Source organism: uncultured Haliea sp., from assembly GCF_963973825.1.
Lineage (GTDB): Bacteria > Pseudomonadota > Gammaproteobacteria > Pseudomonadales > Halieaceae > Haliea.
Window position 1 is genome coordinate 249,359 of the sequence record NZ_CAXBAE010000001.1, and the last position, 16,182, is coordinate 265,540.

Consider the following 16,182-nt stretch of genomic DNA (forward strand, 5'->3'; position numbering starts at 1 on the left):
GCGATGGACAAGACTTTCCAACCTGCCGCAATAGAATCCCGCTGGTACGACCACTGGGAACAACAGGGGTATTTCAAGCCCGGTGGCGGCGACCGCAGCTACAGCATCATGATCCCACCGCCGAATGTCACCGGCAGCCTGCATATGGGGCACGGCTTCAACAACGCCATCATGGACTGCCTCGTGCGCTACCATCGGATGTGCGGCGACAATACCCTGTGGCAGGTCGGCACCGACCACGCAGGTATCGCAACGCAAATGGTCGTGGAGCGCCAGCTGGCGGCGGACGGTGTGTCGCGCCACGATCTGGGCCGCGAAGCCTTCCTGGGCAAAGTCTGGGAGTGGAAGGCGGAATCCGGTGGCAACATAACCCGCCAGATCCGGCGCCTCGGCTCCTCGGTTGACTGGAGCCGCGAACGGTTCACTATGGACCCCGGTCTCTCCGCAGCGGTCGGCGAAGTCTTTGTACAGCTGTATGACCAGGGACTCATCTACCGTGGCAAGCGCCTGGTGAACTGGGATCCGGTTTTCAACACCGCCATCTCCGATCTGGAGGTGCTGAATGAAGAAGAACAAGGTTCACTCTGGCATTTCCGCTATCCACTGGAGGGCGAGGCAGGGCATCTGGTCGTCGCCACCACACGGCCTGAAACCATGCTCGGCGACAGCGCGGTCGCCGTGCATCCGGAGGACCCGCGCTACCAGCACCTGATCGGTAAACAGTTGCGCCTCCCCGTGACCGGGCGCCTGGTGCCTATTATCGCCGACGACTATGTGGACCCGGCGTTCGGTTCCGGATGTGTCAAAATCACCCCGGCACACGACTTTAACGACTATGAAGTCGGCAAACGCCACAACCTGCCGTTGATCAATATCTTCGACCGCAATGCGCACGTTCTCGGCGAGTTCACCGTACTCACCTTTGAGGGCTACGCCGCCCAGCATGGCGAGCAGGCACCCGCGGCGTACGCAGGCATGGAGCGTTTCGAGGCGCGAAAGGCCATCGTCGCCGAGTTCGAAGCGCTGGGACTGCTGGAGAAAATCGAGCCCCACACCCTCAAGGTACCTCGCGGTGACCGCTCCGGTGCCGTGGTGGAGCCATGGCTTACCGACCAATGGTACGTCAAGGTGGCAGACCTGGCGAAGCCCGCCATCGCCGCTGTTGAAGACGGCAGTATCCAGTTTGTGCCCAAACAGTACGAGAACATGTATTTCGCCTGGATGCGCGACATCCAGGACTGGTGCATCAGCCGTCAGCTCTGGTGGGGGCACCGCATTCCGGCCTGGTACGACACACACGGCAAGGTCTACGTTGGACGCAATGAAGCCGAAGTCCGGGAAAAATACGCCCTGGACACAGGTACCGAACTGCTGCAGGACGAGGACGTGCTGGACACCTGGTTCAGCTCGGCGCTGTGGACCTTCTCCACGCTGGGCTGGCCCGAGGATACCGAGGAGCTGCGCACCTTCCACCCCACCAATGTGCTGGTGACCGGATTCGATATCATCTTTTTCTGGGTGGCGCGGATGATCATGCTCACCCTGCATTTTCTCAAACACCCGGACGGCAGCCCGCAGGTGCCGTTCAGGACCGTGTATGTACACGGCCTGGTGCGCGACTCCCAGGGCCAGAAAATGTCCAAGTCGAAGGGCAACGTACTGGACCCGATCGACCTGATCGACGGCATCGAGCTCGAGCCGCTGGTGGCCAAGCGCACCCAGGGCATGATGCAACCGCAACTGGCGAAAAAAATCGAGCAGCAGACACGCGCCGAGTTCCCCGAAGGTCTGGCCGCCTACGGCACTGATGCGCTGCGCTTCACCTTCTGCTCGCTGGCCTCCACCGGCCGTGACATCAAGTTCGACATAGGCCGCATTGAAGGCTATCGCAACTTCTGCAACAAGATCTGGAACGCGGCGCGCTACGTGCTGATGAACTGCGAGGGGCAGGACTGCGGCACTGACGCGAGCCTGCCCCTGCAACTCAGCCTCGCAGACCGCTGGATTCTCTCACGCCTGCAGGAGACGGCGGGTGCGGTAGCGAATGCAATCAACCAGTACCGCTTCGATCTCGCCAGCCAGGCGCTCTACGAGTTCATCTGGAACGAGTACTGCGACTGGTATCTGGAACTGTCGAAACCGGTGCTCTGGGACGAGCAGGCGGCACCCGAGCAGCTGCGGGGAACGCGCCACACCCTGATCACCGTGCTGGAAACCTGGCTGCGATTGCTGCACCCCTTCATGCCGTTTATCACCGAGGAGATATGGCAACGCGCCGCGCCACTGGCAGGCATTACCGGTCCCAGTATCATGCTGCAGCCCTGGCCGGAGAGTGATGCCGGCGCCGTGGACAGTGCCGCGAATGCGGAGATAGAATGGCTCAAAGCGGTGATTGTCGGCATTCGCAACATCCGGGGAGAAATGAACGTGCCGCCGGGCCGGGGTCTGGAGCTGATGTGTCGCAACGGGAGCGATCTGGATCGCGAGCGGCTGCGGAACAATGCCGGTTTCCTGAAGAAGCTCGCCCGGCTGGACAGTATTGAATGGCTGGATGCCGATGCCCAGGCACCGGTTGCCGCCACGGGACTGGTGGGAGAGCTGGAACTTCTGGTACCGCTTGCCGGGCTTATTGACCGCGATGCCGAGCTGGCCAGACTGGGCCGTGAGGTGGAAAAGCTCGAGAAGGAGCGCGGCCGACTGCAGGGCAAACTGGGCAACAGTAACTTTGTTGACCGGGCACCGCAGGATGTGGTCGACAAGGAACGGGAAAAACTGGCAGCGCTGGATCAGGCGCTGCACAAGCTGCGCGGGCAAGCCGAATATATCGCGCAGCTGTAACGCACACACTCGGTGCAAGCATTCAGAACCCGTCGCAGACATGCGCCGGGAATAATAAAAAGTGGCAGGAAATACCGAGGAAAGGGGTATGAATGAACGTGTAAGTGGCACGGTGAAGTGGTTCAACAACGCCAAGGGGTTCGGCTTTATAACCCGCGAGGAAGGCAGCGAAGACGTGTTCGTGCACTTCCGCTCCATCCAGGGCGAGGGGTACCGCACTCTCAATGAGGGTCAGACTGTAGAGTTCAGCCTGGTGGAGGGTCCCAAGGGCCTCCAGGCCGAGGACGTACAAAAGCTCTGAATTGCAAAGGCTGTCGCTCAAGGCCCCACGCAAAGCTTTCGGTTTAACCTGTATCACGCTGACTGCCCGGGGCGACAGCCGCCGCAGGGCCGGCCAATTGCGCCCGCCGCTCCATCACTGGCGCCAATCCATTAACTGACGAGGAACACCATGCGCTTCATCCCCCAACTGATCATCACGCTGCTCATTGCACTGGCACTCACCGCGCTGGCGAGTTCCCTGCTTGGCATACCCTTCCCGGATCCCACCCTGCTGATACTGTTCGTGGTGGCCACCACCAGTTCCGCACTGCTGGGCGCACTGTGGCCGGTGGCGGCAACACAAGGCCCACAGGCTGCAAACAACCGGCAGGAAAAACCACGGCGTGCGGCCCGGCCGTCCACGGGCAACCGCGAACAGGGCACTGTCAAATGGTTCAACAGCGCCAAGGGCTTTGGCTTCATCACCTGTGACGATGGTCGGGAGGTGTTTGTGCACTTCCGGTCAATTCGCGGCGAGGGCCGCCGCAGCCTGCGCGACGGTGAGCGCGTGGCCTTCCACACCGCCGCCAGCGACAAGGGCCCACAGGCTGAGGATGTGGAACTGCTGGAACGGTCGCACTGAGGTGGCGGCAAACAGCGGGGGTCCGCGCACCGAACGCCGCTTTCGCGGCATGATCATGCCCACCGCTGCGCATCCGGCAATACGCCGCGTTCGCCGCCGCGGCAACCTGCCAAGCATTCATGGCAACAAGTTGTGGAAGTCCAGCTGCCTGCTGCTGGACTATTTGCAGAAACACCCACCGGCACACGCCGCCCGGGTGCTGGACGTCGGCTGCGGCTGGGGCATTGCCGGCATCTGGTGCGCCTCAAGACTGGGCAGCGACGTCACCTCACTGGATGCAGACCCGGACGTCTTCCCCTACCTCGAGGCGGTGGCCGCCCTGAACGGGGTCAGCACGCGTCACCAGGTCAAACGTTTCGAGCAGATCAGCACCCGGGAGCTCGCGGGCTACGACCTGTTGCTGGCTGCTGATGTGTGTTTCTGGGATGAATTGGTGCGCCCGGTGACCAACCTGGTCAATCGCGCCGTGAAGGCCGGCGTGAAGACCATTGTCATTGCCGACCCCGAGCGTTCGACGTTCCTCGAGATGGCACAGGGCTGCGTGGATCGGCACTGCGCCGAGCTTCTGCCCTGGCGCTGCCGCGGCAGTGTTGAAGCGCGCGGTGCGCTCATGGTGCTCGAAAACGCCTGATGGCTTCAGGGTCGAGGTAGCGGTAGCTCCGCTCAACGTCGGTGCTGGCAACCGGCACGCCTTCCTCCAGGCGCGGGCGGAAGCGGGTTCTCAGCAAGCCGCGGTAGAGCCGCATGGCGAAACCCTTGTCGGCCTCGTCGTAGGCTTCGGTTTCGACATCCCGGGCCACGCCCCGCTCATTGATGCTGTAGCGGGCGCTGACCAGCACACCGCCCTCACCCGGGTCGCGCAGAAAGGCGCCGTTGTCAGGTAATTCCACCGGACTGCCGAACCACTCCTCGAGCCGTGCCCGCTGACCGGTCGCCTGCAGGTGCGCTGCCACGGCGCGGTAATCCTCCAGCGCATCGCCCTGTGCACCGTTCCACTGGCGCCAGTCAGCGAGTGCGAGCCAGGCGCGGGCACGCAGCGCCTCATCGCGTACATCCTGTGCTGCAATGAACTCAACCAGCAGTTCCGTGCCACGGCCCTCCGCAAGACGCTGAAGGGTAATCAGCCGCTGCTCATAAACATCCAGCTCCTGCAGCGGCTCCTGGCGAAACCCAAAACCCACTGGGCCGTCGCTGCGCGAAGAAAAAGCGTCGGGGCGGGCCTGGGCCTGTATCAGGTACAGATTGCGCAGCTGACTGTCGATGAGCAGCCAGCGCTGCTCCGCGGGCAGTGTGTCACGGGCCGCGGTCAACAGCTGTTCGTTGGTCTCATAGAGTTGCACCAGGCGCCGGTGGTCGCTGGCGTCCAGTCCGCGCCGCAGGGCCTCGCGCTGCCAGCGAAAGTACTCCGCTGCCGCGCGCGCGTCGGGCTGCTCGCCCGCGCCGCCAAGCAAGCGGAAGTAGTAGTCATAGCGCGCGTCCAGCGCGCGCCAGTCGCCCAGGCTGCGATGCACAGAAAACAGCTCACGGACCAGCGGCAGCTGATTGTCGCTGTACAATCCCTCATTCACACGCAGCACGTGCAGGGCGCGGTTGAAGGCGCGCGCCGCGCCGACACTATCCCCGGACCGGGACAGGCTGCGCCCCAGGTCGGCGAGTGGCTCCGTCAGAGCGGGGGCATAGGGCCCCTGCTGCATCTCCAGTTCATCGAGCCGCTGACGCTGCAGAGCCGCCGACTCGGGAGCACTGACCGCGGCGACATCCACGCGGCGTGCAACCGGCGCCTCATCGGGCCATGCCTTGCCGGCGAGGATGAAATCATGGCCATAGCTGGCGCCGGGAGCGGCATTGACCTCAGCAACCGGCGCTACCCCTAGCAGCACGACACAAAGCACGGCCACCCATTCCCGGACCACTGCAGACCCCTCCTGCCTCATCGCCTACCTCGCTACCTCGCACGTCCTGCGGATCTCGCTAGAGCATCCGAATCAATGATGATATAACGGCTTCCACGCAGACACATCTTCCATAAGTCCTCAGCCGGCAAACCGGAGCCCACGATGAAACAGCTAGGTATTCTGGACGCGGCCTTCATCAACCTCGAACGGGGCAACACGCCGCAGCACATTGCCAGCCTGGGTATCTATGACCCTTCGACAGCGCCGGGCGGCAAGGTTCGCTTCAAACAGGTCATTGCCACGTTTGAACGCCGGCTGGACAACCAGCCCCTGTTCCGCACCCGGTTGGTACAGGTACCCGGCGGCCTTGATCGTCCATACTGGGTCAAGGACGAGCGCTTCGATGTGGAGTTCCACCTGCGGCATATCGCGCTGCCCAGTCCGGGAGACTGGCGCCAGCTCTGTATCCAGGTAGCCCGCCTGCACTCCCGTCCGCTGGACATGTCGAAGCCGCTCTGGGAAGCGTATATCATCGAGGGTCTGGATCGCATTCCCGGACTGCCCAAGGGCAGTTTCGCGGTGATGATCAAGATCCATCACTCGCTGGTGGACGGCATGGGCGGCAACAGCATCGCCGCGCTGATACACGACCTGGTGCCGTCCCCGGACCATGCCGCCAGTCCCGAGTCGCTACCGCGCCTCGTGGATATCACACCCGGCATGGCGGAGTTGCTGTCCCGCGCTACCGTCAACGGGATCAAGAATGTGGCCGGCGTTGTCAGTGGCGCCGCGAGCAACTCATTGCAGCTGGCACGCTACGCGGCGGGAGTGGTCAAGGGCGACTATCCCGGCCTGGACATGCAGGCCCCCAAAACGCGCTTCAACGCACCGGTGAGTCCGCACCGGGTATTCACCGCCGCTGAATTCAAACTGCAGGACTTCAAGACGATCAAGGATGCCGCCGGCGTCAAGCTCAACGATGTTGCCCTGGCCGTGGTCGGCGGTGCCCTGCAGCGCTATCTCGAGCAGTGTGGCGAGGCCCCCGACGCCGCGCTATCCGCCGCGATTCCCATCAACATGCGCGCCCGTCGGGCGTCCACTGAAGATCACAACCAGGTCGGTTCCGTGTTCACCTGCCTGCATACCGATATCGCCGACCCGGCAGCCCAGTTGCAGGCCATTCACCACAGCTCGCTGGATGCGCAGAAAGCCGGTAGCGTCAGCCCGCTGGTCGACATGCTGAAACTCGCTGGGGTGTTCACCCCGGCACTGACCCGCCCGGTCGCGAATTTCTGGGCGCGCAATCATCTCTCCAGCTACCTCCCGGTCAACGTGTCGACCGTGGTCTCCAACGTCGCCGGACCCGACCAGCCCCTGTACTGTGCGGGGGCACGCCTGATGGACTACTACGGGCTCGGTGTACTCACACCCGGTATGGGCATCTTTCACATGGTGTTCAGCTATTGCGGCAAAGTTACCGTCTCGGTACTCGCTGACCGCGCCATGCTGCCAGATCCCGAGCACTACCGGGACTGCCTGGAGGACGCCTGTCAGGCGCTGGCCCTCGCGGTATTGCCTGCGACAGGACGGCAATCGGCAGCGCGCAGGCAAAAAAAACCCGCCAGACGGCGGGTTTGAAACTATCACTTGCTGGACCTGGATGGTCGCCTCCGTCGCTGTCGACGGAAACGCTCATGACATGGGAGTAGAATAGGTAGCCTCTCGATATATATCCAATGTATTTTTCTTATGTTTGCCATGAAAATGATTCATAATTGAGCGGTGGACACCCTTAATCTGCACAAAACCGACCTGAATCTGCTGGTGGCCCTGCACGCACTGCTCGAGGAACGCAGTGTATCGCGGGCCGCGGAACGGCTGCACATTACACAACCGGCAATGAGCAAAACCCTGAGTCGCCTGCGCAGCCTGTTTGGCGACCCCCTGTTCACGCGCAGCCAGCGCGGCATGCAACCCACACCGCGCGCGCTGGAGCTGGCGGCAGAACTGGGCGGCGTACTGGACGATATCAACCGACTGGTTTCGGGCTCGCGCTTTGACCCCTACACCTACACGGGCGAAATCACTGTGGCCCTCTCCGAGTACGTGGGTATCGCGCTGCTCCCGGAATTTATCCAGCGGCTGCATCGGCTGGCGCCGAGGCTCTCCATACGCACGATCACGCGCCTTGAGCATCAGCTTGAGGCGCTGGCGACCGGTAGTCTGGATTTTGCAATCCACATCGCTCAGTCTCACTACCCAGCGGACTTTCGGGTGCAGCAACTGGTGAGCGCGCCCACCGCGATTCTGGTGCGCGCAGGACACCCTCTGACCCAGGGTGAGATCAGTTGGGACCGGCTGGCCAGTTTTCCGCTGATCCGCGTTTATATCCCCGACCTGGAGCAGGCCGAGCTGGCGCGCAGTTCGGATGCGTTCATGCGCGTACGCAGCCCCCTGCAGGGATCGCTGGAAACCTCGCATCTGATGACGGCGATGGAGGTGCTGCGCAGCACTGACTATTTCCTGCCGGGCCCGGCCTATGTGCTGCAGAACACCCACATCACCAGCGGCATCGTTGCGCTGCCGACACCGCCGGGCAGTGATTACACGTTGAACTACATGCTGGTGGCGCACCGCCGCACGGATCAGTCACCCCTCCACCAATGGCTGTGGGAGCAGATCACGGACACCATCACCGAACTGGAAACACGCGCGCCGGACAGCAGCGGCGGCGGACCCGCACTCGCCAGGCGACCCACGCGGGCGCCGCAAACCCGTACCCGGAGGTCGCATGGGTAACAGCAAGCGCCGCGACATACCGCTATTCGCCACCCCGCTGATCGAGACCCACTGCCATCTCGACTACCTCGAACCGGAGGCACTGCAGGACACCCTGCTGCGCGCCCGCAGTGTCGGCGTTGAGCGCATCGTGACCATTGCCGTCTCTGCGGACAACCTGGACCGCGTGCTCGCTTTAACCCGCAGGGCGCCCGACATATGGGGCACCCAGGGAATTCATCCTCACGAAGCCGAGGGCTTCAATGCCCGCGTGGCAGCCAGGATTCGTGAGCAGGCACAGGACGCAAGGATCGTGGCAATCGGGGAAATCGGCCTGGATTATTACTACGACCACGCCGACCGAAGCGTGCAGCGAAAGGTGTTTGCCGCACAGCTCGCCCTGGCCGCGGACCTGGACCTGCCGGTCGTTATACACACCCGTGACGCCGATGAAGATACCCGTGACATTCTCGCCGAGTACGCACCGCAGCTGCGGCGCAAGGGCGTGATCCACAGTTTTACCTCGGGGCTGCCATTGGCCGAGTTCTGCCTGGAGGCCGGTTTCATGCTGGGATTTAACGGGATCACCACCTTCAACAGCGCCGACAACGTGCGCGCCGTGGTCACCGCAACGCCGCTGGAGCAACTGGTGCTGGAAACCGACGCACCCTACCTGACCCCGGTGCCTTACCGGGGAAGGCCCAACGCCCCGTTCTACCTGCCCTTCATCGCTGAACGCGTGGCCAGCGTGCTGGATGTGCCCGTCGAGACTCTGCTGCAGGCCGCCTATCGCAACAGTCTGGCGCTGTTTTTCCCCGAAGAGCGGGCATAAACGCGGCAATTTCGGCGCAGAAGCGCCGCAAGCCTCAACCCGGCTGCCCGTCGATGGTAGACTAGGCGTCTTTTACGGGCCGAAACCAGGGGCCCTGCAGCATACGGGACGCCATGGAATACATCGTAGGTCAACGCTGGGTCAGCCATGCCGATGCGCAGCTGGGTCTGGGGATCATCGTCGAGGTCGAACCGCGACGCGTCACACTGAGTTTTCCGGCGGTGGGTGAGGAGCGCACCTACGCTGCAGACAGCGCACCGCTGACCCGGTTGCGCTTCAAGGTGGGCGACCACATTTCGACCGTGCACGGCAGCGAGCTGGCGGTGACGGCGGTCACCGAGAGCGCCGGACTGCTGCTCTACACCGGCACTGATCACCACGATGCACAGCTGACGGTCTCCGAACTGGAACTTGACCCTTTCGTACAGATTACGACGCCGCAGCAGCGCCTGTTGAACGGCCACTTCGACAAAACCAGTGACTTCGCCCTGCGGGTGGCCACCCTCTCGCATATCGACCGGCTACAGCGCTCCCGCGCACGGGGGCTGATGGGTTCCCGCACCAGCCTGCTGCCGCACCAGGTGTATATCGCGAACGAAGTGGGGCAGCGCTACTCCCCGCGGGTGCTGCTGGCCGATGAAGTCGGTCTGGGCAAAACCATTGAAGCCGGCATGATCCTGCACCAGCAGCTGCTTACGGGCAGAGCTTCGCGGGTGCTGGTGCTGGTGCCACAAACGCTGCTGCACCAGTGGCTGGTAGAGATGCTGCGTCGCTTCAACCTGCATTTCTCCCTGTTCGATGCCCAGCGTCTGGACACCTCGGATCCACTGGAGCTGCTGGACGAAGACCCACTCATGGAAGCCGATGGGGAGAATCCTTTCGAGGCGGAGCAGCTCGTGCTGTGCAGCCTCGACCTGTTCCGGGACTCACAAGCGCGACAACTGCAGGCGTTGCAGGCGGACTGGGACCTGGTGGTCGTGGACGAGGCGCATCACCTGCACTGGTCCCCGGAGCAACCCGGTGAGGACTACCGTTTCGTGGCCGCACTGGCACGCCAGAATCCGGGGCTTCTGCTGCTCACCGCCACACCTGAGCAGGTCGGTCTGGAGAGCCACTTCGCGCGCCTGCAACTGCTGGACCCGGAGCGCTTTCACTCGCTCGAGGCTTTCCGCGAGGAAGAGCAGCAGTACCGTCGCTGGAGCGACCTCACCCTGAGCCTGGAACGCGGCGAGCGACCGGCTGACCTGCCCGCAGGGCTGGACCCGGATGCACCCGCCGACACCCTGATCGAACAGATTCTAGATCGCCACGGCACCGGGCGGGTGATGTTCCGCAACACGCGCGCTGCCATCAGCGGCTTTCCCCAACGCGTGCTGCACCGCTACCCGCTGCAGCAACCCGATCCGTACCGTCATGCCAACAGCGACCTTGCCGAGGCACTGCACCCCGAAGCCCCCTACCACGATGACAGCTGGGTGGGGTTCGACCCCCGCGTGGCCTGGCTGGAGCAAACCCTGAAAGCCCTGCGCCCGGCAAAGGTGCTGGTGATTTGCGCCCGGGCGCAAACAGCCGTGACGCTGGAGCATCATCTGCACCTGCGCGCGGGCATCCGCTCCGCGGCGTTCTATGAGGGCCTGTCCATCATCGAGCGGGACCGGGCCGCAGCCTACTTCGCCGACGAATCCGCCGGGGCACAGACCCTGGTTTGTTCGGAAATTGGCAGCGAGGGGCGCAACTTCCAGTTTGCCCACCACCTGATCCTGTTCGACCTGCCGCTCAATCCCGACCTGCTGGAACAGCGTATCGGCCGTCTCGACCGCATCGGCCAGGCCCAGGATGTACAGATTCACGTGCCGTATCTGGCCGACAGCGCCCAGGAGGTACTGCTGGAGTGGTATGACCGGGGCCTGAACCTGTTCCGGGAAAGCTGCTCCGCGGGCACCATGATTTTCGACCGCTTCGCATCGCGCCTGCTGCCGCTGTTGCAGAAACCGGACGACAGCCTGGAATCGCTGATCGCCGATACCGCGGCCTTCACCCTGGAGACACGACGGGAGCTGCGGGAGGGGCGCGACCGGCTGCTGGAGCGCAACTCCTGCAAGGCCGAGGTGGCCGGCGAATTGATTACCGAAATCAGCAGCCAGGAGGCCGGCGACGAGCTGCAACAGTACCTCGAACTCCTGTGTGAGGCCTATGGTGTGGAACACGAGCATCACTCGGACCGCGCCCTGGTGCTGCGTCCAACGGACCATATGCTGACAGGTCACTTCCCGCACCTGCAGGAGGATGGCACCACCGTCACCTTTTCACGGAGCAAGGCTCTGGCGCGCGAGGATATGGCCTTCCTCACCTGGGAGCACCCGATGCTGGTGGAGGCGATGGACATGGTGCGCTCCACCGAACTGGGCAACGCCGCCCTGGGTACTATCAAACTCAAGGGCATCGCCCCGGGCACCATGCTGCTGGAGTGTGTGTTTACCGTCAATTGTGTCGCGCCCCGCAGTCTGCAGCTGGAACGCTTCCTGTCCCTGTCTCCCCTGCGCCTGCTGGTCGATGCACGCGGCAAGGACCTGGCAGCACTGGTACCGCACGAGCGCCTCAACGGCCTGGTCGAACGCGTCAACAAGAGCACGGCCCTTGCGATCATCAAGCAGGTGCAGCAGGAAGTGGACAACAAGATGCTACTCGCCAGCCGCCTGGCGACCGAGCGCCTTGCTCCACTGCTCGCCGACGCCGAGCAACAGATGCGTGCAGAACTGGGCGCCGAGCTGGAGCGACTGCAGGCCCTTCGCGCGGTGAACCCGTCCATCCGACAGGAAGAACTGGACCACCTCGCCTACCGGATTGAGGAATCGGCACTGCACATCGCCCATGCCAGCCTGCAACTACAGGCACTGCGCCTGATCATCACCACCTGACACCAAGGAGGATTCTCCCACCATGAAGACTATGCTTCGCTACAGCGCAGCCGTCGGCCTGCTGCTCGTCGCCTTTGTTGCACAGGCCGACTATCTGCAGACACAGAACCTGTTCAGCGCGACACCGCCCGCCGAGGCGGACACTGTGGTGGTGCTGGTGCCACTGTCTACCGACAGCAGCCCCGCTGCGCCCGCCGTAGGGTCGGCAGAGACGGTGGCCCAGTTTCAACGCGCGGTAGAGGCCCAGGCGTTTACCGGTGCCCTCGGCGAACAGTTCGAAGTGCTCGCTCCCGCGGGAATGAACGCGAAGCGACTGATTGCCCTGGGAGTGGGCGACGGCGCGGCGCTGCAACGGGCAGATGCGGAGTCCGTCGGCGCGGCCCTGGCACTGCACCTGGCGACGCGACCTTCAAGCACCGTGGCGGTCAACACCGGGCTGCTCCCGCAGAATGACAGTCACAGCGCCCTGGTCGCTGCCGTGGCACACGGCGCTGACCTGGCGAACTACCGCTTTGACCGCTACAAGTCTGCACCGGAGCCGCGTCCGGCACAGACCTATCATTGGCTGGTGTCCGACCCACAAGCGGCCGAGGCGCGCTATGCGCAGCTGCGGGCCCTTGCGGAGGGCGTCTTTACCGCCCGGGAACTGACCAACCTCCCGGGCAGTGACGGCTACCCCGCCGCCTTCGCAGACCATGTCAGGCAGCGTCTCGAGCCCCTCGGGATAACAATCACCGTGCTGACACCCAAGCAGATTCTGCAGGAGGGCATGGAAGCACTGTACGGCGTCAGCCGCGGCAGCCAGCACGGCTCCCACCTGCTGATCGCGCAGTGGCGTGGCAGCAAGGACGCACCGATCGCGCTGGTCGGCAAGGGCATCACCTTCGACAGCGGCGGTTACAACCTGAAGCTGGATGCTGAATCCCTGCTCGCCATGACCGGTGACAAGGCCGGTGCCGCGGCAGTGGCGGGTACCCTGGAGGCGCTGGCGCGCCAGCGCGCGCCGGTGAACGTGGTCGGCATAATGCCGCTGTCACAGAACGCGGTGTCGGGCACTGCACAATTGCCCGGTGATGTGGTGACATCCGCTAGCGGTATCACCATCGAAATCGCCAACACGGACGCCGAGGGGCGCCTCGTGCTCGCGGATGGTATCTGGTACGCGCGGGAAAAATTCAAGCCACGGGTTATCGCCGACATCGCCACACTGACCGGCTCCAAGGTCCGTGCCCTCGGCCGGGACTACGCCGCAGTCTTCAGCACCGACGATGCACTCGTCGACAGCGTGACCCAGGCAGGCGAGTTGACCCGTGAACGGGTGTGGCGCCTGCCGCTGGGGCCGTATGAAAAAATCATTGAGAGCACAGTGGCTGACATCCGCAACACGGGCTCCCCCGGCGCACAGGCGGGCGCGGTTTTCCTGCAGCAATTTGCCGGCGACACGCCCTGGGTGCATGTCGATATGGCCGGGAATGGCCGCTATGACGCCACCAGCAAACCGCCCCTGACCGGCGCGACGGGCTACGGCGTGCGCCTGCTGACCGAGTGGGTGACGCTCTACGCGAACTCGACTGCGGAGTGAATTCGGGCGCCTTACCCTGCCGCCGGAACGCGCAGCGTAACGGCGGCGGGCACCTCAGGCGTCCGCAACCAGACCACCATCCAGCACCAACACGTGGCCGGTCACCCAGGCAGCGGCCCGGGAACTGAGGTAGATCGCGGTGCCCGCCGCATCCTCCGCGGACCCCATGCGGCTGATCGGAAAGCTCTGCACCAGCTCCGCCTCATGCGGCAGCAGGTGCGCCGTCATCTTGCTCGGGAACAGTCCGGGAGCAATGGCGTTGACGTTGATACCCTCTTTGGCCAGGTCGGCACCCAGTTGCCGGGTCAGGTGGTGGACCGCCGCCTTGCTTGCGCTGTAGCCGTAGTTATTGCCGTGGGCATTGGTAATCCCGTTCACCGAACCGATATTGATCACGCGGGCCGGGTCGTCGTCGCGGCGCCCGGCGCGCAGCAGCGGCAGCATTTGCTGGGTGAGAAAGAAGATTGATTTGACATTCAGGTCCATCACCTTGTCCCAACCACTCTCCGGAAATTCGTCGATGGCAGCGCCCCAGGTTGCCCCGGCGTTGTTGACCAGAATATGTACCGCAGGCTCCCGCTCTCTCAGCGCCGCGGCAAACGCGGTAATCCCCGACAGGGTGGAGAGGTCCGAGGGGATCGCAATACACTCCCCCTGTGCGGACAGGCGCTCCGCGGTGGCTTCAAGCTCCTCCGCCTTGCGCGCTGTGATATAGGTTTTAACACCGTTAGCCACGAAGCCCTCGGCAATCATGGCACCTATACCGCGCGAACCGCCGGTGACGACGGCCACTTTTCCACTGACGTTAAACAGGTTCTGCATGGGTCTTCTCCAAGTCGTGTGAAAACAGGGTTTATGGCGCCGCTGGCCCGAAGACGCCAGGCGACGGACAGATGCCCGCGGTCCGCAGGGCACGCAATACTTCAGCCCGGGTATCCGCCGGGTCGATAACCGCGTCAATCTCCAGAAACGATGCGGCTTCCGTAGCTTTGCCGGCCTCGTACATTTTCGCCAGCAGTTGCTCGAACAGCTGCTCGCGCTCGGCGGGATCTTTCACCGCCTCCAATTCCTTCCGGTAGCCCAGGCGCACTGCGCCTTCGAGCCCCATGCCACCGAACTCCCCCGTGGGCCAGGCAGCGGCGTAGACGGGCGCCAGAAAGCTGCCCCCGGTCATGGCCATGGCACCCAGCCCGTAGCCCTTGCGCAGGAAAACCGCCACCACCGGCACCTGCAAACGGGCCCCGGTGGTAAACAGCGAGGACATGCGGCGCACCGCTGCCTGCCGTTCGCTCGCCGGCCCCACCATGAACCCCGGGGTATCCGTCAGCGACAATACCGGCAGGCCAAAGGCATCGCACACGCCCAGAAAACGAGCCGCTTTTTCCGCCGATTCGGCATCCACCGCTCCACCCAGCTGCTGACAGTCGTTGGCAATCAGCGCGACCGGCAGACCCTCGAGCCGGATGAATCCGGTGATGATGCTGCGCCCGTAGACGCGACGCAATTCGAGGAACGACCCACTGTCCGCCAGCGTCTCGATGACCTTGCGCACCGGGTAGGCCCAGCGCCGGTCGTCGGGCACGGCAGCGCGCAACGCGCTCTGGTCGACGCAGGACCACTCGCGCACTGGCCCCTGGAAATACCCCAGCAGCTGCCTGGCCAGGGCGGTGGCATGCGCCTCGTTATCGGCGGGAATATCCACAACGCCGTTTTTTAACTGCTCCTCCAGCGGGCCGATGTCGGTGGCGGCGACCTTGCCCAGTCCACCGCCCTCGATCATGGCCGGCCCGGCCATGCCAATCCAGGATGAGCGCGTGGCGATGGTGAAGTCGGCACAGCCAAAAAGCGCCGCGTTACCGGCAAAGCAATAGCCGTTGTTGACTGCGATTCGCGGCACCCGGCCGGCCAGTCGCGCCCAGGTTGCAAAGGACTCCACATGCAGCCCGGCAATGTGTGTCAGCACATCGGTGTCACCGGGACGGCCACCCCCTCCCTCGGTGAACATGACCACCGGCAGGCGGTGCTGCTCGGCAAGTTCACACAGGCGGTCCAGCTTGCGGTGATGGAAGAAACCCTGGGTACCTGCCAGAACTGCGTAGTCGTTGATCACGACCGCAGCGCGAGCTGCCTGCATCCCCACCTGGGCCGCGTTGATGGTTGCGGTGCCGGTGATAATGCCATCGCCAGCGGTGCTGCTTTGCAGCTCCAGATAGTCGCGCCGGGTGCGCTGCGCCGCCACCGCCAGTTGCCCATATTCCTGAAAGCTGTCGTCGTCGACCAGATCACGGAGGTTTTCGCGAGCCGTGCGATACCCTGCGGCATGCCGCCGGGTCCGCGCCTCGGCGCGGTATTCGTCCTGGGTGCGCAGCAGACGCTCGCGCAGCGCCTGTAGCTCGGGGCGCAGCTCTTCCGTCATGCGGTGACGGCGGGCACGC

Annotated in this window: 11 protein-coding genes and 1 pseudogene; 9 read left to right on the top strand and 3 right to left on the bottom strand. The window is 63.8% G+C overall.

The window, feature by feature from the left end:
* The first annotated feature begins 3 nt into the window (after positions 1-3).
* The 4 genes and pseudogenes from AACZ17_RS01165 to AACZ17_RS01180 all read left to right on the top strand — a co-directional run bounded on the left by AACZ17_RS01165 (position 4) and on the right by AACZ17_RS01180 (position 4,373).
* Complete coding sequence (locus AACZ17_RS01165) at positions 4-2,838, top strand: valine--tRNA ligase (protein WP_290744328.1); 2,835 nt, start codon at positions 4-6, stop codon at positions 2,836-2,838.
* Between the two features lie 88 nt (positions 2,839-2,926).
* Positions 2,927-3,139, top strand: coding sequence for a cold-shock protein (locus tag AACZ17_RS01170; protein WP_290744330.1), 213 nt, complete (start codon positions 2,927-2,929; stop codon positions 3,137-3,139).
* A 390-nt stretch (positions 3,140-3,529) separates the two neighbouring features.
* Positions 3,530-3,742, top strand: a pseudogene (locus AACZ17_RS01175) (cold shock domain-containing protein); the annotation flags it as partial.
* A gap of 1 nt (position 3,743) precedes the next feature.
* The gene (locus AACZ17_RS01180) at positions 3,744-4,373 is read left to right on the top strand and encodes a methyltransferase domain-containing protein (protein WP_290744332.1); all 630 of its coding nucleotides are present in this window, start codon (positions 3,744-3,746) and stop codon (positions 4,371-4,373) included.
* On the opposite strand, the gene AACZ17_RS01185 is transcribed toward AACZ17_RS01180, so the two are convergent.
* Positions 4,351-5,655, bottom strand: a complete 1,305-nt coding sequence (locus AACZ17_RS01185) for a hypothetical protein (RefSeq protein WP_290744334.1) — start codon at positions 5,653-5,655, stop codon at positions 4,351-4,353. The two genes, AACZ17_RS01180 and AACZ17_RS01185, sit on opposite strands and share 23 nt — an antisense overlap.
* A 144-nt stretch (positions 5,656-5,799) precedes the next feature.
* Between AACZ17_RS01185 and AACZ17_RS01190 the strand changes: the two genes are divergently transcribed.
* The 5 genes from AACZ17_RS01190 to AACZ17_RS01210 all read left to right on the top strand — a co-directional run bounded on the left by AACZ17_RS01190 (position 5,800) and on the right by AACZ17_RS01210 (position 13,747).
* Positions 5,800-7,275, top strand: coding sequence for a wax ester/triacylglycerol synthase family O-acyltransferase (locus tag AACZ17_RS01190; RefSeq protein ID WP_290744336.1), 1,476 nt, complete (start codon positions 5,800-5,802; stop codon positions 7,273-7,275).
* A 144-nt stretch (positions 7,276-7,419) separates the two neighbouring features.
* Positions 7,420-8,436, top strand: coding sequence for a LysR family transcriptional regulator (locus tag AACZ17_RS01195; protein ID WP_290744338.1), 1,017 nt, complete (start codon positions 7,420-7,422; stop codon positions 8,434-8,436).
* Positions 8,429-9,247 carry a TatD family hydrolase gene (locus tag AACZ17_RS01200; RefSeq protein ID WP_290744340.1) on the top strand — a complete coding sequence of 273 codons (819 nt, stop codon included), beginning with the start codon at positions 8,429-8,431 and terminating at the stop codon, positions 9,245-9,247. Before AACZ17_RS01195 ends, AACZ17_RS01200 begins: the two co-directional genes overlap by 8 nt.
* Positions 9,248-9,360: 113 nt before the next feature.
* Complete coding sequence (rapA, locus tag AACZ17_RS01205) at positions 9,361-12,165, top strand: RNA polymerase-associated protein RapA (protein WP_290744342.1); 2,805 nt, start codon at positions 9,361-9,363, stop codon at positions 12,163-12,165.
* A gap of 22 nt (positions 12,166-12,187) precedes the next feature.
* Positions 12,188-13,747 carry a leucyl aminopeptidase family protein gene (locus tag AACZ17_RS01210; protein ID WP_290744344.1) on the top strand — a complete coding sequence of 520 codons (1,560 nt, stop codon included), beginning with the start codon at positions 12,188-12,190 and terminating at the stop codon, positions 13,745-13,747.
* Between the two features lie 54 nt (positions 13,748-13,801).
* Here AACZ17_RS01210 and AACZ17_RS01215 read toward each other — a convergent pair whose 3' ends face one another.
* Both AACZ17_RS01215 and AACZ17_RS01220 read right to left on the bottom strand, forming a co-directional pair.
* Positions 13,802-14,569, bottom strand: a complete 768-nt coding sequence (locus tag AACZ17_RS01215; protein ID WP_290744346.1) for an SDR family NAD(P)-dependent oxidoreductase — start codon at positions 14,567-14,569, stop codon at positions 13,802-13,804.
* Positions 14,570-14,600: 31 nt separating this feature from the next.
* A complete protein-coding gene (locus AACZ17_RS01220; RefSeq protein WP_290744348.1) occupies positions 14,601-16,163 on the bottom strand; it encodes a carboxyl transferase domain-containing protein in 1,563 nt (520 codons plus the stop codon).
* Positions 16,164-16,182 lie beyond the last annotated feature (19 nt).

What these genes read in the sequence shown, in the direction of transcription:
- AACZ17_RS01220 (WP_290744348.1), bottom strand. Translation starts at nt 16,163, where the DNA reads ATGACGGAAGAGCTGCGCCCCGAGCTACAGGCGCTGCGCGAGCGTCTG.
- AACZ17_RS01165 (WP_290744328.1), top strand. Translation starts at nt 4, where the DNA reads ATGGACAAGACTTTCCAACCTGCCGCAATAGAATCCCGCTGGTACGAC.
- rapA (WP_290744342.1), top strand. Translation starts at nt 9,361, where the DNA reads ATGGAATACATCGTAGGTCAACGCTGGGTCAGCCATGCCGATGCGCAG.
- AACZ17_RS01215 (WP_290744346.1), bottom strand. Translation starts at nt 14,569, where the DNA reads ATGCAGAACCTGTTTAACGTCAGTGGAAAAGTGGCCGTCGTCACCGGC.
- AACZ17_RS01200 (WP_290744340.1), top strand. Translation starts at nt 8,429, where the DNA reads ATGGGTAACAGCAAGCGCCGCGACATACCGCTATTCGCCACCCCGCTG.
- AACZ17_RS01170 (WP_290744330.1), top strand. Translation starts at nt 2,927, where the DNA reads ATGAATGAACGTGTAAGTGGCACGGTGAAGTGGTTCAACAACGCCAAG.
- AACZ17_RS01210 (WP_290744344.1), top strand. Translation starts at nt 12,188, where the DNA reads ATGAAGACTATGCTTCGCTACAGCGCAGCCGTCGGCCTGCTGCTCGTC.
- AACZ17_RS01190 (WP_290744336.1), top strand. Translation starts at nt 5,800, where the DNA reads ATGAAACAGCTAGGTATTCTGGACGCGGCCTTCATCAACCTCGAACGG.